This is a genomic window from Intestinirhabdus alba (genome assembly GCF_009711095.1).
GTDB classification, from domain to species: domain Bacteria; phylum Pseudomonadota; class Gammaproteobacteria; order Enterobacterales; family Enterobacteriaceae; genus Intestinirhabdus; species Intestinirhabdus alba.
Genome location: NZ_WMJZ01000019.1, coordinates 54,335 through 76,422 on the forward strand (window position 1 = coordinate 54,335; position 22,088 = coordinate 76,422).

Below are 22,088 nucleotides of genomic sequence, written 5' to 3' on the forward strand. Positions count from 1 at the left end.
GATAAACCTCTCCGGCTCTTCCCCAATAGCATAAAGATGATGTTTTCCCGTCTTCCGGAGTGCCTGAGTGCGTGCCGATAAACCGCTAAGTTCATTTGAGATCCGTTTATATCGCCATTACCGCGTAGTACACGGCGTTCGCATTGCGCTGGCGTTTATCCTTAGCTTTCTGCTGGTTCGCCTGCTCGACGTTCCCGAAGGCACGTGGCCGCTGATCACCCTGGTGGTGATCATGGGGCCGATCTCCTTCTGGGGAAACGTGCTTCCCCGCGCCCTGGAGCGCATCGGGGGAACGATCCTCGGCTCTGCGCTGGGGCTGGTGGCGCTGTGGCTGGAGCTTTATTCGCTGCCGCTGATGCTGGCGTGGTGCGGGGTGGCGATGTTCCTCTGCGGCTGGCTGGCGCTGGGTAAAAAGCCTTACCAGGCGCTGCTGATCGGCATTACCCTCGCCGTGGTGGTGGGCGCGCCGCCGGGCGATATGACCACCGCGCTGTGGCGGGGCGGGGACGTCATCCTTGGTTCGCTGCTGGCGATGCTGTTTACCGGCATCTGGCCCCAGCGCGCGTTTATACACTGGCGCATACGGCTGGCGCACTGCATTACCGTCTGGAATCAGCTCTATCAGGCGGCCCTGTCGCCTAACCTTCTTGAGCGCCCGCGCCTGGAGAAACATCTGCAGCAGCTGCTGGCGGAGGTGGTCAAAATGCGCGGGCTTATCGCCCCCGCCAGCAAAGAGACCCATATTCAGAAGGCGATATTTGAGGCGATTCAGACCCTTAACCGCAACCTGGTTTGCCTGCTGGAGCTGCAGATTAACGCCCACTGGGCCACCCGCGCCAGCCATTACCTGATGCTGAACGCCCATACCCTGCGCGAAACCCGGCAGCAGACCCGGCAGGCGCTGCTGACTCTTGTCCACGCCCTGTATGAAGGTAACCCGCAGCCGCTCTTTGCCAGCAGGCAGCAGCTGAGCGATATTGCCGCCGAGCTTCGCCAGCTTATCCGCGAGCATCAGGAAATCACCGTAGCCGAAACGCCCATTCACGGCTATGTTTGGCTAAGTATGGAAACCGCGCGCCAGCTGGAGCTGCTGTCGCATTTGATCTGTCGCGTATACCCTAAATAGTGCGGCTGCGGCCGGAGTCGAAGGGGGAAATCGCACCGTAGCTGCTTCGATTCAGCAGGGATAAGAGGTATGATGCGTCAGGCAATGAACGCCGGGCAACGCAAAGGCCGACCCGGGGCAGCCTGAAGTATGACGGGTATATCAGACCCGACGCCATGCGCGGTTCAGGAACGTTACGCCCTGGCGGGGTAAAAACCAGGCGTCTGTTGGCCGCGGCCCGGGCAAAAGCGTCCGGATGGGCCAGGTTTGGCCCACGAAGCCGCAGGCAACGCGCCGCTTAACCAGGGACGGGAAAACAGTTGTTATCTGCCACGGCTTTGCCCTAACGTATAAGCCGTTGCTTAAACGAATCCGAATCTCACATATCAGGGGTGTAAAAATGGAAACAACCAGGCCTTCTTTCCAGGACGTGCTGGAATTTGTTCGTCTGTTCCGCCGTAAGAACAAGCTGCAGCGCGAAATCCAGGACGTAGAGAAAAAGATCCGTGACAACCAGAAGCGCGTGCTGCTGCTGGACAACCTGAGCGACTACATCAAGCCGGGCATGAGCGTGGAGGCGATTCAGGGCATTATCGCCAGCATGAAAAGCGACTATGAGGAGCGCGTTGACGATTACATCATCAAAAACGCCGAGATTTCCAAAGAGCGCCGCGAAATTTCTAAAAAGCTGAAAGCGATGGGCGAGCCCAAAAACAGCGAAACCAAAGCGGGCTGACGCTCTGCCGTAAAGGTCGCCCCCGGCTAATGCCGGTTACTTAAGCATTTTAATGAATATAAATTCATAATAATGCTTAGAAGAAATCAGGGATTCAGCCCTGTTTTACTTCATCAGAGGCCCGAATTCCCGGGCCTTATTTCTTTAGATGAACGGCATTAGCCCCCGGCGGCCTTTATTTTTGACGCCGGGCGCGCAGGGAGCGCCGGAACAAAATCAATAAAGGCAGATTAAGCGCCCGGCCCGTCAGGGCTATTTTGCATCCGGGCAGTCCCGCGCATCGCGTTTTGCACGTTCGCCCCCTGGGGTAAGCATGGCGGATCATTTCACGTACTGCGCGCTCTCCGCGTTCAGCGTAGCCTGACCCCGCCCGCCACCATCCGCAGCAGATGCTGTTTCGGCCAGTGCGCCGTCAGCCCTCTGTGCCCCAGCGCCCATCGAATCAACGCCACGTCGTGACGCCGCCTGTCGAGCATCAGCCCGACGACGCTGCCGCTGTGCGCCACGCAAAGCCCGAACAGATCGTTCTCCTCAACCAGCGCCAGCAGCGAAGCGAACTGCGGCTTCGGCAGCAGCGCCTGGCTGGCGATGGCGCTGAGGGTGGCCGCCTCCCCCAGCCGCCGTGGGCTTTGGGTTTGGCAGGCCTCCTGCACCTTCTCCCAGGCCTGATGCAGCGCGGCGGCTCCCGCCCGCAGCCCCTCTTCTCTGGGGAGGCGGTGATAATCCGCCGTGCGCAGCGTGTTGGGGCTTTCAAGTACCAGCAGATCGAGACCGGGCTGCGTGGGGCAGGGGATCTGCGTGGAAGCATCGTTGTGGTCAAACAGGGTAAGCCGGTGAAAGAGGGTGCTGTCGGTCGGCTCCAGCGAAACGCAAAGCCGCGCCAGGGTGGCTTCATCCAGCCGGCGGCCGAGAAGATGTGCGGTGGCAACCGCCGTTGCCGCAATATCGGCGGTGCTGCTGGCCATTCCTCTGGCGACGGGAATGGTGGAGTGGACGTCGATGCGCAGCTCCCGGCTCCAGTCAGCCGGAAGCTGCCAGTGCTGCAGCAGCCTGTCGACCATCGCCCGCGACAGGGGGCGTTCGTTCGCCAGGGGCGTGCCGGCGCTGACCTCAACGGTGCTGAACCAGTCCACCGGGCAGGAGATCAGCTTCTCGCTGCCCAGAATCCATCCCTGAATAAGCTCCCCGCACGAGGCGGGACATTGCGCAACGGCCACCTGTTCACCCTTCGCTCAGCAATTCCCGGCACATCATGTCATGCCGGGCGTGCTGCGGCTATGATTTGCCGCAAGGTGCCGGTCAGGCCGTTTCGTTCAGGGCGATGCGCATGACGTCCCGGGCGATGGTCAGCTCCTCATTGGTGTTGATCACCGCCACTTTCACCACCGAGTTGTCATCCTGAATAAAGGTGGCGTTGTGCTGGTTTTTCTCTTCGTCCACCTTCAGCCCCAGGAACTGCAGGTCGCGGCAGATAGCGGCCCTGGCGCGGGCGGAGTTTTCGCCGATGCCGCCGGTAAAGATCAGCGCATCCAGCCCGCCCATCTGCATAATATAGCTGCCGATGGTGGCGCGAATGCGTTCGGCAAACAGCGTCAGCGCCAGCGCCGCGCGGGGGTTACCGGCGTCCGCCGCCTGCTCGACGTCGCGATAATCGTGCGACACTCCGGAAACGCCCAGCAGGCCGGACTCGCCGTTCAGCAGCTGGTTAATCTCCTGGGGCGTCTTCCCTTCGCGCTGGGCGATCCACGGCAGAATGGAGGGATCGATATCGCCGCTGCGGGTGCCCATCATCACGCCCGACAGCGGGGTGAAGCCCATGGAGGTATTCACCGACCGGCCCTCCTTGATGGCGCACAGGCTGCTGCCGTTGCCCAGATGGCAGACGACGACGCGCAGGGCGCTGAGGGGAACGCCAAGCTTTTCCGCCAGCGTGGCGCTGACGTATTTATGGCTGGTGCCGTGAAAGCCGTAGCGGCGGATACCCATCTCGGCGTAGTAGCGCCAGGGCAGCGGGTAGATATAGGCCGACTCGTCCAGGGTCTGATGGAACGCCGTGTCAAAGACCGCGACCGAGGGCGTGGCGGGCAGCAGCTGCCGGAAAACGTTAATCCCCAGCAGGTTAACCGGGTTGTGCAGGGGAGCCAGCTCCGCCAGGCGCTCAATTTCCGCCAGCGTGTGGTCGTTAACCAGCGCCGAATCCCTGAAGGTCTCCCCGCCGTGGGCCACGCGATGGCCGACGCCGTCGATATCCTGCAGGCTGGCGATAATCTGGTGGCTTATCAGCTTCTCCAGCAGCAGGGTGACCGCTTCGCGATGATCGGCGATGCGCTGCGTTTCCTGCCACTTCTGCTCAGGCGTTTTCAGCGTTACCTGCGCCTCCGCCATGCCGATGCGCTCGATCAGCCCCTGGCAGAGCAGCCTGCCCTGGGGCATCTCCAGCAGTTGAAATTTGAGCGATGAGCTGCCCGCGTTGATAGCCATTATTTTGTGAGACATGAAGATTCCTTTGCGTTTAGCCAGGTGTACATCTTATCAAGCCCGGTCTTCGCCACCGCGCTGGTGACGAAAACCTGCTGTGCGCCGGCCTGTTCCAGCCAGCCTGCGACCCGAGCAATGCGCTGCGGATCGGCTAAATCTGATTTGGTGACCAGCCCGATAGTGGGCCGGTTCATCGGCCCGGTAAAGCCGGGCGAAAAGGGCGACCACTGGGCGTCGGCGTTGAGCACCAGCGCAATGACCTCCGCTTCGCAGGCGCTGGCCAGCAGCGCGCTGTAAAGGCCGCGATTTTCCAGATATTCGCCGGGCGTATCGATAGCTACCGGCGACCAGACGATGGCCTGGGTTTTCTGATAGTGCAGCGCTTCGCCGCTCATACACTGGGTCAGCGAGGTTTTACCGCACTGGCTGGGGCCGATTAGCATCATCCGCTTCATGGCGTCAGGTCCGGGTGATGGGGCAGGCGGTAAAGCGCAGCATTTCGCCCAGGGTGCGCGTCACCTGCTTCAGGGCGTACTCCACGGCGGAGACATCCCCGGTCAGCACCACCGCGCCGGTAAAGCGGTCAAGAAAGCCAATCTCCACCGCCCCGGACTTGGTGGCGATATCGCAGGCGATAATTGAGGCTTCGCTGGGGGTGATGGTCAGGATGCCGATGGCGGAAACGCTCTCCTGCAGCCCCAGCTTTTTAAACAGATCCTTGCCGGGGTTGGCAATCAGGTGCGCCAGCGTCACCTGTTTCCCCGGCACGTACTCCTGGATCATACGTTCGGTCGTTTCCATTAGCCCTCCACCATCTGACGCCACATCGCCTCGTGCGGCCGCGGGATCACGGAGCGACCAACCAGCAGGCCTCTCTCTCCGGCGCTTTCGCAGGCCACCGCCACGGCGTTATTGACGTCGGAGATCTCCCCGGCGACCACCATATAGCACTTGCCGCCAATGCCGAACGCCATATGCACCCGAACGAGGGTGACGTTAGACGCCTTCACCGCCCGGTCGGCGGCGCTGATGCAGGCCGCCACGCTCCAGGTTTCGACAATCCCCACTGCCTGGCGCTGCTCAACGCTGTTCAGGCCGCTGATGGCCGGCAGCACGCTGGCGTGGATGTTGGCCAGCACCAGGCTGTCGACCAGCTTATCGCCCGCCAGCGCCTCGCCGGTGGCGATAGCCTGCTGCACCGCGCCGACGTCGCCGCCCAGCATCAGTAAAAATTTTCCCGGACAGAGGGTCTTACTGACCAGCAGATCCACATTGGCGCTCTTGAGCATCGCGTCACCGGCTTCCATCCCTTTGGCGATGCTGGTGAGTTCTAAAATACCTATAGCCTGAGACATGGTTAACCTCTTACAACCGTGATGGACTGGTCGGTGATTTCACCGACGGTGCCGTCAATACTGGCGTGCACGGGCGCGCCCAGCGCCCCGTCGGGGATACTGGCCACGCGCTGGCCGCGAACGACGCGCTCGCCGGCCTGCACGCAGGGAAGGGCGCTGGCACCGATATGCTGGCGCAGCAGCAGCGTGACCCGCTCCACCGGCGGCTCCTCTGGGGCGAGCGGGGCGTCGTGATACCACTCGCTAAGCCCCAGTTTGGCGATCAGCCGCTTCACCGGCACCAGACGATATTTCGCCAGCTCGTCGGCTGGCCTGAGCGGCCCTTCATAGCGCTGGTTCTGCGCGCGCAGCTCGCGTTTGAGCATCCGGTTAATGCGCATCGGCGAGATGCCCACCGGGCAGGCCACGCTTTCGCAGACGTTGCACTCTGAGCAGGTGAGGGCGCTGAGCAGCAGCTGCGGCGTGGCGGCCTGCTGAAAGTTGACGGCGCGCACCAGCAGATGGGGCGACAGCTCGTGGCCGATAAGGTGCCGGGGGCAGAGATCGGTGCACAGGCGGCACTGCTCGCAGACGGTGCGCGCCACGGAAAGCACGGTGCGCTCATCCTGCAGCCGCCGCTGGATCAGCGGATGCGATTTCGGCAGCACCAGCAGGCCGCCGGTGGTTTTCGTCACCGGCGCGTCCAGCGAGGGCAGAAGCGCGCCCATCATCGGCCCGCCGTTGATAAAGCCCGGATCGTCAACCGTTGCCCCGCCCGCCAGCGCCAGCACGTCGCGCAGCGACATGCCGATGGGAACGGTCACGGTCAGCGGTCTGGCCACCGCGCCGTTGACCGTCAGGGTACGGCGGGTTACCGGATATTCCTGCTCCACCGCCCTGGCGACGTTGAGCACGGTCTGCACATTGTTGACCACCACGCCGACGCTGACCGGCAGCGCGGCGGGGGGCACGCGACGTCCGGTGGCCAGCCAGATGGTCAGCACCTCGTCGCCGGCCGGGTAGACGTCCGGCAAGATATGCAGCCTGATTCCGGCGGAAAGCAGCGGGGTAAGGGCGTCAATGGCCTGGCGATATTTTTCCTTCAGGGCGATAATCCCCTCGCTGGCTCCGGTGGCCTGCATCGCATAGCGTACGCCGCGAACCAGGCGCGCCGCCTGCTGCGCCATCAGCTGCTGGTCAACCTTCAGCATCGGCTCACACTCGGCGGCGTTGACGAGGAAGGTGTCAACCTGCGCCTGCAGCTTGACGTGCGTCGGAAAACCCGCGCCTCCGGCACCCACGATGCCCGCGTCCCGCACCCGGTCGCGGATGGTCTGCGGATCAAGAAGAGCGGTTTCGACGTTCAGGGCCCTGTTCATAGCAGCTCCTCAAGCAGTTGCTGGATTGCGCGGGCGTCGGCGGCGCGCGGGTTGGTCCGCAGCGTGGCGTCCGCCAGCGCCGCCTGCACCATCGCCGGGATGCGCCGCGCCCACTCCGGTTTCGCCTCTTTTAGCGCGTCGGCAAGGCCGGGGATCGCGCACGCCCTTTTCAACTGCTCAACGTGGTAAATCAGCGCATTCAGCGCGCTGACGTCGTTGGCGTCATTGGCGCACAGATGGCAGGCCTTCGCGAAGCGAACGTAGCGCTTCGCCGCGCGGGGATCCTGCGAGTTAAAGCGGATCACCGCGGTGAGCAGCAGGGCGTTCGCCAGCCCGTGCGGCAGATGAAACTGGCCGCCCAGCTGATGCGCTATCGCATGCGTCAGGCCCAGCCCGGCCTGGCTGAAGGCCATGCCGGCGAGGGTCGAGGCGTTGTGCATCTTTCCGCGGGTCGCCAGGCAGTCGCCTTTTTTCACCGCCACCGGCAGGTACTGAAAGACCAACTGCGCGGCCTTTTCCGCCAGCGCGTCGGTAAAGTCGCTGGCGCGCGATGAAACGTACGCCTCCAGCGCGTGGGTTAACACGTCCATGCCGGTGTTGGCGGTGATGGCGGGCGGCACGCTGGCCACCAGCGTCGGATCGAGGATCGCCATATCCGGATAGAGCGCGTTGTTGAACAGCGGGTACTTAATGCCCTTTTCCGGATCGCTGATAACGCAGGCGCTGGTTACTTCCGAGCCGGTGCCGCTGGTGGTCGGGATCGCCACGCAGGTTTCAATCTCAATGCCGGCCTGGCGGCTGAACCAGACGATGGCCTTGGCCGCATCCAGCGCCGAGCCGCCGCCGAAGCCGATCACCACCTCCGGGCGCAGGGCCTGCATCTGCGCGATGCCCTGCGCGACGATGCCGATGGTGGGGTCGGGGGTGATATCGCTGAAGACGCTGACGCGGTTACTCGTCGGCAGCGCCTCGCGCAGCATATCAATCAGCGGCGAGCGCGCCAGAAAGCCGTCGCAGATAATCCAGACGTGCTTGTGGCTGAAGCGCTGTAGCGCCTTCAGGCTTCCCTGACCGCTGTAGAGGCGGGTTTGCAGTGAAAAGGTCTTCATTACCACCTCATCAGCGGATGGAAAAGCCGTTGGTCAGCACGCAGCGGCGCGAGCGGGCGAACGTGCGGGCTGAGGTGGTGCCTTCGCCGGTAGGGGTGGCGATGGTGAAGGTGGTGAAGCCTTCGCCGCCGACGCCGATACCCGCATAAGAGGGCCCGTTTTTAACGAAGATTGAGGTCTGCAGAGTGCGGGCGGCCAGGTTCAGACGCGACACGTTCTGCGAGTGCATAATGGCGGTATGGTGCAGGCCCTCTTCCACCTTCAGCGCCAGCGCCAGCGCGCCGTCAAAATCTTTCACCTTCACGACCGGCAGCATCGGCATCAGCTGTTCGCTGGAAACCCACGGATCGTCAGCGTTAACCACGGCGATCAGCAGGCGAGGGGCCTTTGCCGGCACCGCAATACCGGCGGCTTCCAGCATTGCCGACGGGCTTTTACCCACCAGCTTCTTGTTGGCCTGGCCTTCCGGCAGGCAGACGGCCCGCAGCTTATCGGTATCCGCCGGGCTGAGCAGCAGGGCACCGAAGTTCTGCATCTGCTGTACCAGGCGCTCCGCTACCGATTCCACCACGATCAGGCTCTTCTCGGCAATGCACGGCAGGTTGTAATCAAAGGACGCGCCGTTGATGATATCTTCCGCCGCCTTCACGATATCGGCGGTCTCATCCACGATGCAGGGCGGGTTACCTGCACCCGCACCGATGACCTTTTTACCGCTCTTCATGCCCATCGCCACGATGCCCGGCCCGCCGGTAATCGCCAGCAGGGCGATTTTCGGGTGCGCCATCATCTGCTGGGTGGCCTCAAAGGTGGGTTCGGCGACGGTGACCACCAGGTTGCGGATCCCGCAGCTGCGGAAGACGATCTCTTCCAGCATGGAGATGAGCTTCAGCGACACTTTTTTGGCACCCGGATGCGGGCTGAAGTAGACGGCGTTCCCCGCCGCCAGCATGCTGATGCTGTTATTGATGATGGTTTCCGTCGGGTTGGTGCTCGGCGCGACGGAGCCGATAACGCCGAACGGCGAGTATTCAAACAGCACCATCCCGCCGTCGCCGGTCAGGGCGGTGGTGGTGAGATCCTCGATTCCCGGCGTGTTGTCCAGCGCGGCCTGGTTTTTGAGGAACTTGTCCTCTTTATTGCCCATGCCGGTCTCGGCGGCGCTCTCCTCCGCCAGCGCCGCCAGGTGCGGCTTCAGCTCTTCGCGAATGGCGCTGATAATGGCGCTGCGGGTTTTCAGGGGACTTTGCTGATAGCGCAGAAAGGCCTGGTGCGCGGCATTAATGGCCTCGTCGACGCTGTTAAAAATACCGTTGCTCCGGGCACCGCTCGCGTCGCCTTTGGCCGGTGCCAGCTGCTCGCTCAGAATGTTGCGGATCAGTGTTTCGAGTTCAGATGTATTCATTGATGTGTTCTCACGTTAATTGCCGCAACGGCGGCCTGTGCAATGTCCATGTCCTGCTCAACGCTGCCGCCGCTGATGCCAATGCCGCCGACCAGGACGCCCTCGCGCCACAGCGGAAACCCGCCGCCGAAGGTGATCACTTTGCCCTGCATATGGCTTTCCAGACCGTAGAGCGGCGCGCCGGGCTGTACCGCCGCCGCCAGCTCGTGGGTGGCGGTCTTCATCGCCACGGCGGTCCACGCCTTCTTCGGTGCCAGCTCGCTGCTGACCAGCAGCGCGTCCGGCATCCGCCAGGCGATGCTCTCTGTGCCGTTGGCGTCAACGATGCTGATAACCACGGGAACGCCCAGCGCCCCGGCCCGGCTAATGGCGGCGCGGGTCAGCTGGTGAAGTTCCTGAAAGGTGAGCGGCCCCGCGGACTCTGTGACGGAGGAGGCGTCGGCGGAGGCCAGATAGCGTCGGGCGACCTCCTGAATAATTTTATTCTGCCGGGCGTCGTGATCTTCGGCGCGGGCCAGCGCGTACAGGCAGTCCGACAGGCGGTTGATGTAGCGCAACAGCACCTGCCTGACGGTCACCTCCGCGGCCAGTTCCACCAGACGCCGCTCGGCGCGGCGGGCCAGGGTGCGGGCGAAATGCAGGCGGCTGGCGGCCTCGCAGCGCCCCGGCAGAATAAAGCTGTGAACCGGCTCCACGCGCCCCATGGCGACGTCGATTGCGGTTTCCAGCGCGGCGATCTCTTCCGTGCTGATATAGCGTCGCCCCGGTGCGGGCTGCTCGCTTTCGCTGGCCAGCTCGGCGCTGAGCCAGAAAATCTGCAGCTGAATCGCCTCCAGCAGCTCGCGATGCTGCGTGTTGAGGGTGGCGCAGACGCAGAGGCTTAGCGCGGCGTTCAGCTCGTCGAGGGTGCCATAGGCCTCGACGCGCGGATGAGTTTTACTCACCCGCTGGCCGGTGAACAGCGCGGTGGTTCCCGCGTCGCCGGTTCGGGTATAAATCGCCATAACTCCCCCTTAGCGAGAAAGCGTGTCCACAATGCCGACCACCGCCAGATCGATGGCCTCATTGGGCGTGGAAAATACGTGTCTGGCGCTGGAGCCGCTGCTGAGCAGCACCAGCTCGCCAACGCCCGCGCCGACGGAGTCGACGGCCACCTCATCCCCGACGGTGGGCTGCGCGGCAAGCTCGCCGTCGGCGCTGACCCGCCGTACCAGCAAGAGCTTTTTCCCGACCAGAGAAGGGGATTTTTGCGTGGATACCACCGCGCCCGTTACACGTGCCAGATGCATGGTTCACTCCTGCTTAATGATGTGGATATCGCGCGCGGCGGCGGCTTCGCGCGCCAGCGCGGTCACGATGCATTTCCGGCGCAGCACCAGCGTGCCGCCGGAGAGCCGGGCGACGTCAGCGTAGCTGAGCACGCCGTCCGGATGCGGTACGACCTCCCGCCCCTGCTCGTCGTACAGCCGCAGCGGCAGGCGGGCGAGGGCCTTCAGCGGCAGCGCTCGCAGCAGCCGCTGCTGTAGCGACAGCCGCACCCGCACCCCGGCCGCCAGCGCCTCATGAACGATCCGCGCCGCGGCGTCCGATGACCGCGGCTCCGCCAGCTGAGCCAGCAGCGGCAGATCCGCCTGCAGCACGTGCAGGGTGGCGTGGCGACAAATCAGCATGCGGGCGTCGGCTTCCCGCAGCTGCGCGACGCTGAGCGTCGCCGTACTTTCAGCGCGCCGCGCCAGGCGGGAGACCACCTCCGCGACGATGCGCTGCAGCAGTTCGCCGTTCATCGCGGCGTCACCAGCCGGGCGGTGGCGCGTGGGTTATCCGCGCCCGCCGCGTTGGCTTCGTCGGTATCGATATGCATCTCCAGCCGCATATCCGGCGAAACGCGCACCGCCACGTTGTCGAAGATCAGACGCCGTTCGTCACCCTCAATAGCCACGGAAACTTTGTCACCGTGGGTCACCCGCAGGATCAGCGCGTCCAGCGGCGACATGTGGATATGGCGCTGGGCGACGATCACGCCCGACGTCAGCTCCAGCTCCGCCCAGGGGCTGACGAGCCGGATGCCCGGCGTTCCCTTGAGATCGCCGGACATGCGCAGCGGTGCCGCTACCCCCAGGGTTCGCGCGTCGGTACGGGAAATTTCCACCTGGCTTGCGCCGCGCAGCGGCCCCAGCAGGCGGACGTTCTTAAGCTGCCCCTTCGGGCCGACCAGCGTCAGGGTCTGTTCGGCGGCGTACTGGCCCGGCTGCAGCAGCGCTTTTTTCTCGCTGATAGGCTGGCCCGGAAAGAGCCGCTCATAGTCCTGCTGGCTGAGATGGATATGTCGGTTAGAGACGCCCAGCGGAATCGGACGCTCCCGCATCTCATCCAGCACCTTGCTGACCGCGGTTTCCAGCAGTTGTTTATCCATTACGCTTCACCTCGCTTGCCCGTATGCAGGCACGATGACCGGGGTTCACCCTTCTGGCGCGGGCAGGCCGGATCGAGGCATAAATTGCAGCTCACGATGGCGGTCTCCTGCGGCGCGTCGACGGCAGGTGCTTCCACGCCGACCCCGGTTTCAGGCGCTTCTGCTACCGGCGCGTCCACGCCGATTCCGGGTTCAGGTGCGGCGAGAGGGGCCGGCGCAGGCGCGGCTTCAGGTTCTGAAGGCACGCTGCGGGACAGTATCCCCTCGCCGGGCCTGGCGATAACCTTTTGCGCCACCAGGCCGTTCTGCTGGCTGGCGAAGCTGGCACCGGTCACGATGGCCGACTGAACCGAAGCCACGTCACCGGTAATTTTGATGACCGTCCAGCCTGAACCATTGGTCTTTTCAAGGCCAACCAGCGTGATGGAAGCGGCTTTGGCCATGGCATCCGCGCAAATAATGGCTAATGCCAGACCTTTCACCTCAAGTAATCCCAGTGATTGCTTCACGCTGTGCTCCTTATCCGCTGCGGCTTAGGCTGACTTCGGTAAAATGGCCTCGACGTCGCTGTGCGGACGCGGGATCACGTGGCAGGAGGCCACTTCGCCGACGGCGCGCGCCGCTGCGCTGCCCGCGTCAACCGCCGCCTTCACCGCGCCGACGTCGCCGCGAACCATGACGGTCACCAGGCCGGAGCCGATTTTTTCATAGCCGACCAGCTGCACGTTGGCGGACTTCACCATGGCGTCTGCGGCTTCGATAGCGCCGACCAACCCTTTTGTTTCAACCAGTCCCAGTGCGTTGTTCATACTGCTGTTCTCCTGTGGATTAAACTTAAAGGTCCCGGAAGGGGATACCTTTGACTAACCTTGCCGCGTTGTTACCAGCACTTCGCAGGGCAGGGTAATTCTGTTGATGCGTCAGCGTAAAAAGCGGCGCTGAAGCAGGTAAATTTTTGTAGTGCACCACCAGCCTTTCGCTGTCGCAGGCGATGCCGACCAGCAGCGGCGAGCGGTTTGCCGCCTGCCATGCGCTGTCGACGATCTCTCCTGAAGGCTGGTTCTGAATAATGAAGGGGATGCCTTCCTCCTCAATGCCGAGCAGCACTTCCCGCCAGCGGGCGACGCAGTCGCCGATAGCGGTGATGGCGATGGCGGGGAGGTTCTGCTTAGCGGTCATGGGCAAACTCCTTCAGCCAGGAGAGGATCAGCCCGGTAGCGACGGCGTTGCGTGGCCCTTCGCTGCCGCGGATATTGCCGCGCCCGGCCACCAGCCGGTAGTGCGCCAGCGCGTCGGTCACCAGCTGCGGCACCTCGAAGTCCAGGGAGGAGCCGCCCACCAGCACCACGAACGGAATATCGCGGATGTTGCCGGTCGGGCTGACCTGGCGCAGCGCCCGCAGCGCGTTGGTGACGAACACCCGCTCTTTGGCGCTGCGGCGAACGGCGCGAACTTTTTCCAGCGGCAGATCGCCGGGCAGGGGCACCAGCTCGTCGGGTTTCACCACGCAGACGCGGGCGAAAACCGCAGGCGGCAGCGGCTCGGGGAAAAATTGGACGCTGCCGTCCTCGTGGCGCAGATGAAACAGGCTCTCCACCTTGGCAAGCGGATATTTTTTGATCTCCTCCGCCAGGTAACGATCCTCAAGCCCCAGCTCCCGGGAGATGATCATGGTGACCATGTCCCCCGCGCCCGCCAGGTGGGTGGCGATGATCTCCCCCTGCGGATTGATGATCGAGGCGTCGGTGGAGCCGGCCCCCAGATCGAGGATCGCCAGCGGGCGCGTGGTGCCCGGCGTGGTCAGCGCGCCGAGAATCGCCGCTTCGGCTTCCGCGCCGCCTATCTGCACTTCTACGTGAAGTTTTTGCTTAATTTCACCGGCGATGGCCGCCATCTGCAGGCGATCGGATTTGACCATCGAGGCGATGCCCACCGCCTGCTCCAGCGAAAACTCGCCGGCCAGCCCGCCGGTGACGCTCACCGGAACGGAGGTATCGACGGCCAGCAGATCCTGAATGAAAATCTCGCCGCTGGGCTTGTTGGTCAGCTCGGCCATAGTCTGGCGTACGTGCTCCAGCATACCGCCGATATTGGTGCCCGCTTCGCCGGTCACGTTGTCAATTTTCGGGCATTCGCTCACCTTCTTCATGATGGCCGTCGCGCCGGCGGCGACGTCCACGCGCAGGGTGCGCCCCTGTGAGAGCAGCTCAATGTTCCCGGCGGGGATCGCCCGCGCTTTTACGTCGCCCGTGGGCGTTTTTACCACCACGGCGGAGCGGTTGCCGATCAGCGCGCGCGCCATCGGCACGATGTTTTTGGTTTCGTCGGCGCTGAGGTTAAAGACGGTGGCGATGCCGTAAGGATTGGAGAGGGTTTCAATGACTTTGCCGGGCACGGCGACCTCAATGGCGGCCAGCATACCCAGCGGAATGCGTTCAATGTAGCGAACCTCGTCAACGATGGGCAGCGGCTTTTCCAGCCGGTTGCTCACCAGCACGCCGTCGTCCTGCTGCAGGATCGCGCCGGTCAGCTGATAGCCGGCGCGAACCGAGGCGTTGATCATGGTGGCAACGTCGGCAAAATCAAACGCCGATGAGACCACCAGAATATAGGGCGTATCCGCCGGACGGGTGAGCAGCTCCTCCGGCGTAATCGTCATGCCGACGCCCAGACCGACCCCGCCCGGGGTTTTCGGGTTGTGGCCGATCATGGTTGACTCGGTGATGATGGTTTCGGTAATGGTTTCCATCGCGACGTCGCCAATCACCGGCGTGGCTTCGTTGATGCGGATAAGCGAAATATCGCTGACGTTGATGCCCGCGTTTTTGGCCGCCTGGGCCAGCGCCTCCTGAATGCCGAACACGTTACGCAACGTGCCCTTAATTCCGGTGGTCTCCGCCAGCGCGCTGCCGATGATGTTCAGCGCGCCAGCCTCATCAAGCCGCGCCAGCGCGACCTCCGTGGATGAGTTGCCGATATCAATGCCAGCTATGTATTGCATACCGAATCCTTTTCTCGTCGTACTTCACGCAGCCCCGGTCGGCTGCGCTTTTCACCCGGGGCGCAGGCTGTCGCCGGCGCGTCGGGAGCCATGCCTTCGCCGCCGTCAGGCGGCGTGAACGAGGTTGAGATTAATCATCGCCCTTGAGCTTTTTGCGCCCGACGTAGAGCGTTGCCGCTTCACGCACGAAAGCCGCGCAAATTTTGGCCTGATAGCGATTTTCGAGATCGTCAGCGATGGCCATCAGCTCTTCTTTCGTTGAGCGGTAAGGGCGCAGGGCGTTGTAAATCTCCAGAATGCGATCGTCGGGCACGGCGGTCAGCTCCGCCGCGCGCTCAAAGTTCATCGCCAGGCGGTCGCGCCCCGCATCCCGGGCAATGGCCGCCTGGATACGCAGGGTTTCCGGGGTGATGCGCATATCCTGCGCCGTCACCTTGTCGCTGAGGACGTTTTCCAGAGTGAACTCGTCGAGCGTCTTGTTGGTCGCCGTTTTTACCCACTCCGGATGTTTGTTCGCCAGCGGATAATCGGTGACTTTTGCGCTGTGGGGCGTGGCAACGGCCGCAGAGGAGGCCGGGGCAGGGGCGTCGCCCTGCAGGCTGTTCATGCGGCTTAACACGTCCCGAACCATCGATTCAATTGCATCGGTATTCATGAAGGTATCCTTTATTAAAGCGCCACGCGCAGTTCCTGCGGATTTTTACCGGTCACCACGTACTTCGTCTCTTTGATGTGCAGAATGGCGGATTTAGCCTGATATTTCGGGCGCGCCATCTGATCGTTTAAGGTCGGTACGGGCTGCGGTGATTCACGCTTCGCATAGCGGGCGGCGTTTTTGCCGATCTGGCGATAGGTCTCAAGGGTCAGCAGCGGTGCCTGCGGGAACAGCTCCAGGTTTGACAGCGGCGGCAGCCCCTGCTGGTGGATCACCGTAGTGCCTTTCGACTGGATGCCGATGGCGATGCCGGAGCCGCTCAGGCGGTTGCCCTCAACGGCGACGAAGGCCACGTCGGAGGATTTAAAGCAGCGGATCACCCGCGCCTTCACGCCCTCTTCTTCAATGCCGGCGATCACTTCGCGCAGAATGCTCTTGTGCGGCAGACCGACGATGTTGGTGGTCTGCGACAGGCCGAACGCCGGGCCGACGGCGATAATCACCTCGTCCTGCTGGGTGCCCGGTTTAGCCTCGCCGACTTCGGTCAGAAAGCTTTCGCCCTGAGGGGCGGCAGTGGCCGCGCTGGCGGTGCCCGGCGCGCGGAAGGAGACCGGCTTGTCGCTGGGCTGCATTTCAGCCAGCACCTCTTCAATTATCTGGCGCAGCAGTTTTTCATTAATTTCCATTTTTCACCCCTTAGCCAAGTTCGTTGGGATCGAGTGCGCCAGGGATGTTTTTCACCTCTTCCCAGCGTTCACCTTGCAGGCGATAACCTGTTGCCGGACCGGCATAATCGTTAACGTCGTTTACGGCGGAAAGCACCTGCCCATGGCCTACGATAATGGCGGAGGTGTGCAGATAATCCCCGGTCAGCTTGGCCTTCTGGATGTTGAGCATGTCCTGGGCAACGTCGGTAAATCCGCCCTTGGCCAGCGCTTTTACCACCTCCAGACCGTTACGGTTCTGGTTGATGATCTCCTGGGCAAACTTAAGGTCCTCGACGATGTTACGCTCCGGCATATCCTTCGACCCGTGGGCGTAGGTCGCGGCTTCTACCTCTTCGTCGGTGATCGGCGGCAGCCCCATTCCGGCGAACACGGCCTGCAGGGCGCGCGCCGCCTTGTTGCGAATGGCGATAACGTCCTCTTCGCGCACCGGACGCAGACCGCCGTCCACCTTCAGATCGCGCTGGAGAATGTTGTAGTCGTCAAAGTCCTCGGCGTCTTCGTTAGAGCCGGCGAACATGTTGTCGTAGTTCGGCACGGCGGAGTAGCCGGAGGAGATGAAGTCGGTGCCCGGCAGGAACTGCATCAGCAGGCGCGCGGTGCGGCGCATATCCGAGTGGGTGAAGGTCTGGTCGTTACTGGAGGCGCACTCCAGATCCAGCGCTGAGCAGATCAGGTTTTCCGCCAGTACGGCACGGATACCGGAGGGCACGGCGGACGGAATGCCGATGCAGCTGACGGAGCCGTTCTGCAGCCCCTGGACGCCGGCGGCTTTGGTGATGTAAATGCAGCGCGCTTCCAGATAGAGCATCGATTTGCCTTCGGCGTAGCCCATCTGCACCTCGGAGCCGGAGCCGGAGGTAAAGCGCATTTTCAGCCCGCGGGAGGCGTAGGAGGAGGCGAGGAAGCCCTTCGACCACGGGGTATCGTCACCGTCGGTAAACACCGGCTCGGTGCCGTAGACAGAGATGGTTTCGGCGTAGCAGGTGTGGCCCAACATGCCGAGCTTCAGCTCGGTGGCCTCTTCCAGCGAGCACTGGGTGAGCACGCCCGGGCGGCCTACCTGGGAGCCGACCAGCAGGGCGATGGCGTTGAACGGGGCGTAGCGCGCCACGGCGACCGTCGTCTCCTGCTCGTCAAATCCGCGCCATGCGCCCTCGGCGGCGTCGGCGGCAATCTGCACCGGGTTATCTTTAACGTTAGTGACGTGGGCCTGCTGGGAGGGCGTACGGCGGGCGCGCATTTTCTGCATCGCCATCATCATCTCAACCACGTTCATGTGCGACACTACTTCGACGATTTTCGCCGGGGTCATGGCGGTGGTCAGCGGCACGATGTCGCTGCGCCTGACGTTAGGATCGCACAGCATGTTGGCCAGCTTAACCGAATCCATCGCCATCACTTCTTCCGTACGCGCCAGGTTGATGCCGTAGCGGGCGATAAAGTGGTCGATAAGGTCAAACTCGTTCACCGGTTTGCCGTCAAGCTCGGTGACCGCGCCGTTGACGATTTTAATCGACGGCTTCGGATCCTGAGGGCTTTCCATCGCAATGAAGCCCTCTTCGATCCACTCTTTGACGAAGCCGTCCTGATTCACAGGGCGTTTCGCCAGTGCTTCAAATCTTTTCGATCTCATGAATCAGCCTCGCGGGTGTCAGATGTAGGACGGGCGATCGTTTTTCGGCTCTGCGCCGAGGGTCGCCAGCACGGTTTTGCCAATTTCCCTCGCTGACGTTACCGCCTGACGCACCGCGCCGGAGTCGCCAGAGATAATCAGGATGGCTTCGTTGCTGAAGCTGGTGCCGCTCGCCGGGGAGCTGTAGGCCACCACCTCAACGTTGGCGGATTTCAGGGCGGTATCGGCCATCAGCACGCCGACCGCGGCCGGCGCGCCGACGATCACCCCGCAGGCCCGGCCAACGGGCGCGCCAAAGGCTTTTTCCAGCGCATAGCTGGCGCGGGCGGTGTACTGCAGCTCGATGTGCCCGGCCTCGTTGGCGTAGACGTCGCCGAAGGTGCGGTCCAGCTCTTTCAGCGCCACTTCGATGCCGCGCTTAACGTCGGAAACGTCGTTGCCGCCTAAAATAATCAGCGAGCCGTGGCCGGCACCGCCCTTGGTGTCGCGGGGAAGCTCAATGCTCACCACTTCGGTGTTGGTCGCTTTTACCGCTTCGTCTGCGGCCATAATGTGCGGGCCTGCCCCGGTACGCGCGCCAAGAATGCCGATAGAGCGATAGCGTTTTTCCAGCTTCATCGCGTCCAGTAAGGCGCTGTCCACGTTGGCGATAACCAGACCGACGGTGTCGCCGATGGCGGTGCCAACAAATTCCGTTAAACTGCAGCTCTTTTCTGCCATAGCCGTCTCTCGTTGTGGGTGGGGGGTATCAGGGAGTGCCGACGGTTCCGGCGTCGACACGCGCGCGATTACCTGCGCCATGATCTGATCCACCAGTTCATTGCTGCTCATTGGTCAATTCCCTTGGGTAAGATTTTTTCTACATCGGTATGCGGGCGCGGAATGACGTGTACGGCTTTCACGTCGCCCACGTGGCGCGCGGCGGCCGCGCCGGCGTCCGTCGCCGCTTTTACCGCGCCTACGTCGCCGCGGACGATTACCGTCACCAGCCCGGAGCCAATTTTTTCGTAGCCGACCAGCATCACATTGGCCGACTTCACCATTGCGTCTGCGGCCTCTATGGCCGCAGTCAAGCCTTTGGTTTCTACCATTCCTAATGCTTCTTGTTGCATACAGACCTCGCCTGGGTTTATCCGATAGTCCCGACTATAAAAAGAAGCGAGGAAAAAGAATGGCTGAGTTAAAAATGAGGTGAAAAAAATAGTGGGGATTGAATGCGATAAAATTGTTTTTTGTTATTATATCTCGCTGTTTTTAAAGACTAATTTTTTAGTTATCGATGTGATAATTTAGCTATTGCCACTCCATATTTACACTTTTAGGGGTGACAAAAAATATTTCATTTGTTATATGGGCGGCGCAAATGTGACGCTGCCTGAAAAACAGAAATCTCGCCTGAGCAATATTTTATTATTTTAAAAAGTGGCTTGTAATAGCCAGAATACCTGTTGCAGAGCGCTCGCGAAATAATGGCAGAGCAAGAATTTGCTATTGCAGCACGATTTTGCGAAGCCGGCGCTTTGCAGATTGCCAACAATTTTCTGGCGGCAGTTTTTATAGTGGCGTTCGTTGTACTCTACCGCCAGCAGGGAATTCGCTGGTAAGACACGAACTCTTCTAATTAAGGTGTCACCATGAATGATTCACTAAAAGCGCAGTGCGTTGCCGAGTTTCTGGGCACCGGGCTGTTTCTGTTCTTTGGTATCGGCTGTCTGAGCGCGCTCAAGGTGGCGGGAGCCAGTCTTGGACTATGGGAAATCTGTATTATCTGGGGGCTGGGGATCTCGCTGGCGGTGTACCTGACTTCCGGTATCTCCGGCGCGCACCTTAACCCGGCGGTCACCATCGCCCTGTGGCTGTTTGCCTGCTTTCCCGGGCGCAAGGTCGTTCCTTATGCCGTCGCGCAGGTCGCCGGGGCGTTCGGCGGCGCGGCGCTGGGATACCTGCTGTACAGCAGCCTGTTTATCGAGTTTGAGACGACGAACTCAATGGTGCGCGGCAGCGTTGAGAGCCTGCAGCTGGCCAGTATCTTCAGCACCTATCCGGCTGCGGCGCTGAGCGTCTGGAAGGCGGCGCTGGTCGAGATGGTGATTACCTCCATCCTGATGGGGCTGATTATGGCGCTGACCGACGACGGCAACGGCGTGCCGAAAGGGCCGCTGGCACCGCTGCTGATCGGCCTGCTGGTGGCGGTGATCGGTGCCTCCACCGGTCCGCTGACCGGATTCGCCATGAACCCGGCGCGCGACTTTGGTCCGAAAATGTTCACCTGGCTGGCGGGGTGGGGAGATATCGCCATGACCGGCGGTCGCGACATCCCCTATTTTGTCGTGCCAATTATTGCGCCGATCGTCGGGGCCTGCATCGGGGCGGCAATCTACCGCTTCTGCATCGGTAAAAATTTACCCTGTAACAGCTGTAAGGCCACAGAAACGGATGCGTGATCGCACGGCGTGTCGGCAATATCACACTCTCTGATTTTAATTCGTGATCTGCCGTCATGAACCGAAGAAAAGGTCTCCCCAGGGGGGGAGACTTTTGTTATTGTCTTTTATACCCTTCATACTTCAAGTTGCATGGGTGTTGGCTGCACTCGCTCACCCCAGTCACATAGTTATCTATGCTGCTGGGGATTCGTTCCCTTGCCGCCTACAAGCAACTCGAATTATTTTGGGTATATATCCGCCGGGTTTCGGGCCGCACGGGCGCTGGCTAAAGGAGATATCCAGCTTCTCTTCCGGCCTCTTTCCTGCAGGCCAGTCGGGGCGCGTTTCATGGATGAGACGAGTAACCAGAAGCCAACGCACACGCAGCCTGAAGTATAACGGGTATAAAACGTGTTGCGTTTGATCATGCCGCCCCAATTAGCCGGGGTATATACTTACCGTTCGCCGGTAAACAGGCATGGTGGGAAATATGTGAAGAAGTTGTATTTAATTATAACAATGGATTAACTGAGGGATTTTATCATGATTTCTGCGAGCACCCTGAACTCAGAACTCATTAATAAAATCGCACAGGATTTTGCGCAAGCCACCAGCCTGGCGGTTGTGGTTGTCAATATTCATGGTGATGAAATTTCCGAATTATTTAATTTCACCCCGTTTTGCCAGCTGATGCGCCAGCATCCTCAGCTCAGCAGCCGCTGCCGTATGAGCGATCGCTGCGGCGGGCTGGAGGCGTCAAAATCAGATGGGCCGTGTATCTACCGCTGTCACGCCGGGCTGACCGACTTCTCTATTCCGCTGGTTATTGCCGGCCATCTGGTGGGCTTTGTGCTGTGCGGCCAGGTGCGGCTCTCCAATGACGTCGGGCTGGTTGATATTCTGAACGTCGACGACCGCTGGCAGTCCGATCCGCAGCTGTTAAACGAGTTCCGTAACGTGCCGGAAATGGACTACTCGCGGGTGATGGCCTCGGCGGATCTGCTGAAGCTGATCGTCGAGAACTGCCTGAAAAAGCAGCTTAACTTCGTGGTGATTAAAGACACGCCGCAGCAGGCGGAGCCGGCGCGTGCGAGTCGCGGCGTCAATCCCCATGACAGCAAAATGAAGAAGGCGCTGCGCTATATTGACGCCCACCTTTCGGACGATCTGCGTCTGGAGGACGTCGCCTCCCACGTCTATCTCAGCCCCTACTACTTCAGCAAGCTGTTTAAAAAATATCAGGGTATTGGCTTTAACGCCTGGGTTAACCGGCAGCGCATGGCCAGCGCCCGCGAGCTGCTGTGTCACAGCGACTGGAGCATCGCCAGCATTGCGCGTAATTTAGGCTTTTCCCAGACCAGCTATTTTTGCAAAGTTTTTCGCCAGACCTATCAGGTGACGCCGCAGGCTTATCGACAGCAAAATAGTAATAACGCCTCCGCTGAAACGGCGTAATGAGCAATATTTTGCTATTGGCTTGCGGCTCGGACGATACCTGTATCCGAAGGCATACGGGAAGAAATAAGCCCTGGCAGAGCAATAATTTGTTATCGTACAACGAAGCCGTGTTATTTACATAGAAAAGTGCGCCGGTTTTTATTTTTGTGATGAGATACAGTGTCAACACAAATTGATTTCATTATTCTTTGGCAACTGCTTCAAATGGAACGAGCCGGTTTGAAGTGA

At 61.3% G+C, this 22,088-nt stretch carries 26 protein-coding genes; 5 read left to right on the forward strand and 21 right to left on the reverse strand.

What is annotated here, in order from left to right:
- Positions 1 to 67: 67 nt before the first annotated feature.
- Together GJV78_RS14180 and GJV78_RS14185 are read left to right on the forward strand one after the other, a co-directional pair.
- Complete coding sequence (locus GJV78_RS14180) at positions 68 to 1,126, forward strand: FUSC family protein (RefSeq protein WP_167519579.1); 1,059 nt, start codon at positions 68 to 70, stop codon at positions 1,124 to 1,126.
- A 379-nt stretch (positions 1,127 to 1,505) separates the two neighbouring features.
- Positions 1,506 to 1,841, forward strand: a complete 336-nt coding sequence (locus tag GJV78_RS14185) for a DUF496 family protein (protein ID WP_155108979.1) — start codon at positions 1,506 to 1,508, stop codon at positions 1,839 to 1,841.
- A gap of 350 nt (positions 1,842 to 2,191) precedes the next feature.
- Here the strand turns inward: GJV78_RS14185 and GJV78_RS14190 are convergent, their stop codons facing one another.
- The 21 genes from GJV78_RS14190 to pduA form a co-directional block, all read right to left on the reverse strand.
- Positions 2,192 to 3,058 (reverse strand): L-threonine kinase, encoded by an 867-nt coding sequence (locus GJV78_RS14190; protein WP_167519580.1) that lies wholly within the window; start codon positions 3,056 to 3,058, stop codon positions 2,192 to 2,194.
- An 82-nt stretch (positions 3,059 to 3,140) separates the two neighbouring features.
- A complete protein-coding gene (locus tag GJV78_RS14195) occupies positions 3,141 to 4,337 on the reverse strand; it encodes an acetate/propionate family kinase (RefSeq protein WP_155108980.1) in 1,197 nt (398 codons plus the stop codon).
- The gene (gene pduV, locus GJV78_RS14200) at positions 4,322 to 4,774 is read right to left on the reverse strand and encodes a propanediol utilization protein PduV (RefSeq protein WP_155108981.1); all 453 of its coding nucleotides are present in this window, start codon (positions 4,772 to 4,774) and stop codon (positions 4,322 to 4,324) included. Before pduV ends, GJV78_RS14195 begins: the two co-directional genes overlap by 16 nt.
- A gap of 4 nt (positions 4,775 to 4,778) precedes the next feature.
- Positions 4,779 to 5,120, reverse strand: a complete 342-nt coding sequence (gene pduU / locus GJV78_RS14205) for a propanediol utilization microcompartment protein PduU (protein ID WP_155108982.1) — start codon at positions 5,118 to 5,120, stop codon at positions 4,779 to 4,781.
- Positions 5,120 to 5,674: a propanediol utilization microcompartment protein PduT gene (gene pduT / locus GJV78_RS14210; RefSeq protein ID WP_155108983.1), complete on the reverse strand. Its 555-nt coding sequence runs from the start codon at positions 5,672 to 5,674 to the stop codon at positions 5,120 to 5,122. Before pduT ends, pduU begins: the two co-directional genes overlap by 1 nt.
- Before the next feature lie 2 nt (positions 5,675 to 5,676).
- The gene (locus GJV78_RS14215) at positions 5,677 to 7,032 is read right to left on the reverse strand and encodes a 4Fe-4S dicluster domain-containing protein (protein WP_155108984.1); all 1,356 of its coding nucleotides are present in this window, start codon (positions 7,030 to 7,032) and stop codon (positions 5,677 to 5,679) included.
- Entirely contained in the window at positions 7,029 to 8,141 is a 1,113-nt protein-coding gene (locus GJV78_RS14220; RefSeq protein WP_155108985.1) for a 1-propanol dehydrogenase PduQ, read from the reverse strand. The genes GJV78_RS14215 and GJV78_RS14220 overlap by 4 nt, the downstream gene beginning before the upstream one ends.
- A gap of 10 nt (positions 8,142 to 8,151) precedes the next feature.
- On the reverse strand, positions 8,152 to 9,546 hold the full coding sequence (gene pduP, locus GJV78_RS14225; protein WP_155108986.1) for a CoA-acylating propionaldehyde dehydrogenase PduP: 1,395 nt from the start codon (positions 9,544 to 9,546) through the stop codon (positions 8,152 to 8,154).
- Positions 9,543 to 10,550 (reverse strand): two-domain cob(I)yrinic acid a,c-diamide adenosyltransferase PduO, encoded by a 1,008-nt coding sequence (gene pduO, locus GJV78_RS14230; protein ID WP_155108987.1) that lies wholly within the window; start codon positions 10,548 to 10,550, stop codon positions 9,543 to 9,545. Before pduO ends, pduP begins: the two co-directional genes overlap by 4 nt.
- 9 nt (positions 10,551 to 10,559) lie before the next feature.
- Positions 10,560 to 10,835: a EutN/CcmL family microcompartment protein gene (locus tag GJV78_RS14235; protein ID WP_155108988.1), complete on the reverse strand. Its 276-nt coding sequence runs from the start codon at positions 10,833 to 10,835 to the stop codon at positions 10,560 to 10,562.
- Between the two features lie 3 nt (positions 10,836 to 10,838).
- A complete protein-coding gene (pduM, locus tag GJV78_RS14240) occupies positions 10,839 to 11,330 on the reverse strand; it encodes a microcompartment protein PduM (RefSeq protein WP_155108989.1) in 492 nt (163 codons plus the stop codon).
- Complete coding sequence (locus GJV78_RS14245; protein ID WP_155108990.1) at positions 11,327 to 11,959, reverse strand: phosphate propanoyltransferase; 633 nt, start codon at positions 11,957 to 11,959, stop codon at positions 11,327 to 11,329. Before GJV78_RS14245 ends, pduM begins: the two co-directional genes overlap by 4 nt.
- The gene (locus tag GJV78_RS14250; protein ID WP_167519581.1) at positions 11,959 to 12,468 is read right to left on the reverse strand and encodes a BMC domain-containing protein; all 510 of its coding nucleotides are present in this window, start codon (positions 12,466 to 12,468) and stop codon (positions 11,959 to 11,961) included. The genes GJV78_RS14245 and GJV78_RS14250 overlap by 1 nt, the downstream gene beginning before the upstream one ends.
- A gap of 24 nt (positions 12,469 to 12,492) precedes the next feature.
- Positions 12,493 to 12,768 carry a propanediol utilization microcompartment protein PduJ gene (pduJ, locus tag GJV78_RS14255; RefSeq protein ID WP_155108991.1) on the reverse strand — a complete coding sequence of 92 codons (276 nt, stop codon included), beginning with the start codon at positions 12,766 to 12,768 and terminating at the stop codon, positions 12,493 to 12,495.
- Between the two features lie 25 nt (positions 12,769 to 12,793).
- On the reverse strand, positions 12,794 to 13,138 hold the full coding sequence (locus GJV78_RS14260; RefSeq protein WP_155108992.1) for a glycerol dehydratase reactivase beta/small subunit family protein: 345 nt from the start codon (positions 13,136 to 13,138) through the stop codon (positions 12,794 to 12,796).
- Positions 13,128 to 14,960, reverse strand: coding sequence for a diol dehydratase reactivase subunit alpha (locus tag GJV78_RS14265; RefSeq protein WP_155108993.1), 1,833 nt, complete (start codon positions 14,958 to 14,960; stop codon positions 13,128 to 13,130). Before GJV78_RS14265 ends, GJV78_RS14260 begins: the two co-directional genes overlap by 11 nt.
- 130 nt (positions 14,961 to 15,090) lie before the next feature.
- The gene (gene pduE, locus GJV78_RS14270) at positions 15,091 to 15,615 is read right to left on the reverse strand and encodes a propanediol dehydratase small subunit PduE (protein ID WP_155108994.1); all 525 of its coding nucleotides are present in this window, start codon (positions 15,613 to 15,615) and stop codon (positions 15,091 to 15,093) included.
- A 14-nt stretch (positions 15,616 to 15,629) separates the two neighbouring features.
- Positions 15,630 to 16,301 carry a propanediol dehydratase medium subunit PduD gene (pduD, locus tag GJV78_RS14275; protein ID WP_155108995.1) on the reverse strand — a complete coding sequence of 224 codons (672 nt, stop codon included), beginning with the start codon at positions 16,299 to 16,301 and terminating at the stop codon, positions 15,630 to 15,632.
- A gap of 10 nt (positions 16,302 to 16,311) precedes the next feature.
- Positions 16,312 to 17,976, reverse strand: coding sequence for a propanediol dehydratase large subunit PduC (gene pduC, locus GJV78_RS14280; RefSeq protein ID WP_155108996.1), 1,665 nt, complete (start codon positions 17,974 to 17,976; stop codon positions 16,312 to 16,314).
- Between the two features lie 18 nt (positions 17,977 to 17,994).
- Entirely contained in the window at positions 17,995 to 18,807 is an 813-nt protein-coding gene (gene pduB, locus GJV78_RS14285) for a propanediol utilization microcompartment protein PduB (protein ID WP_155108997.1), read from the reverse strand.
- A complete protein-coding gene (gene pduA, locus GJV78_RS14290; RefSeq protein ID WP_155108998.1) occupies positions 18,804 to 19,088 on the reverse strand; it encodes a propanediol utilization microcompartment protein PduA in 285 nt (94 codons plus the stop codon). Before pduA ends, pduB begins: the two co-directional genes overlap by 4 nt.
- 357 nt (positions 19,089 to 19,445) lie before the next feature.
- Between pduA and GJV78_RS23945 the strand changes: the two genes are divergently transcribed.
- The 3 genes from GJV78_RS23945 to pocR all read left to right on the forward strand — a co-directional run bounded on the left by GJV78_RS23945 (position 19,446) and on the right by pocR (position 21,857).
- Entirely contained in the window at positions 19,446 to 19,580 is a 135-nt protein-coding gene (locus tag GJV78_RS23945) for a hypothetical protein (protein ID WP_269140487.1), read from the forward strand.
- Between the two features lie 30 nt (positions 19,581 to 19,610).
- A complete protein-coding gene (gene pduF, locus GJV78_RS14295; protein WP_155108999.1) occupies positions 19,611 to 20,420 on the forward strand; it encodes a propanediol diffusion facilitator PduF in 810 nt (269 codons plus the stop codon).
- A gap of 525 nt (positions 20,421 to 20,945) precedes the next feature.
- A complete protein-coding gene (gene pocR / locus GJV78_RS14300; RefSeq protein WP_155109000.1) occupies positions 20,946 to 21,857 on the forward strand; it encodes a transcriptional regulator PocR in 912 nt (303 codons plus the stop codon).
- The last annotated feature ends 231 nt before the right edge of the window (positions 21,858 to 22,088 follow it).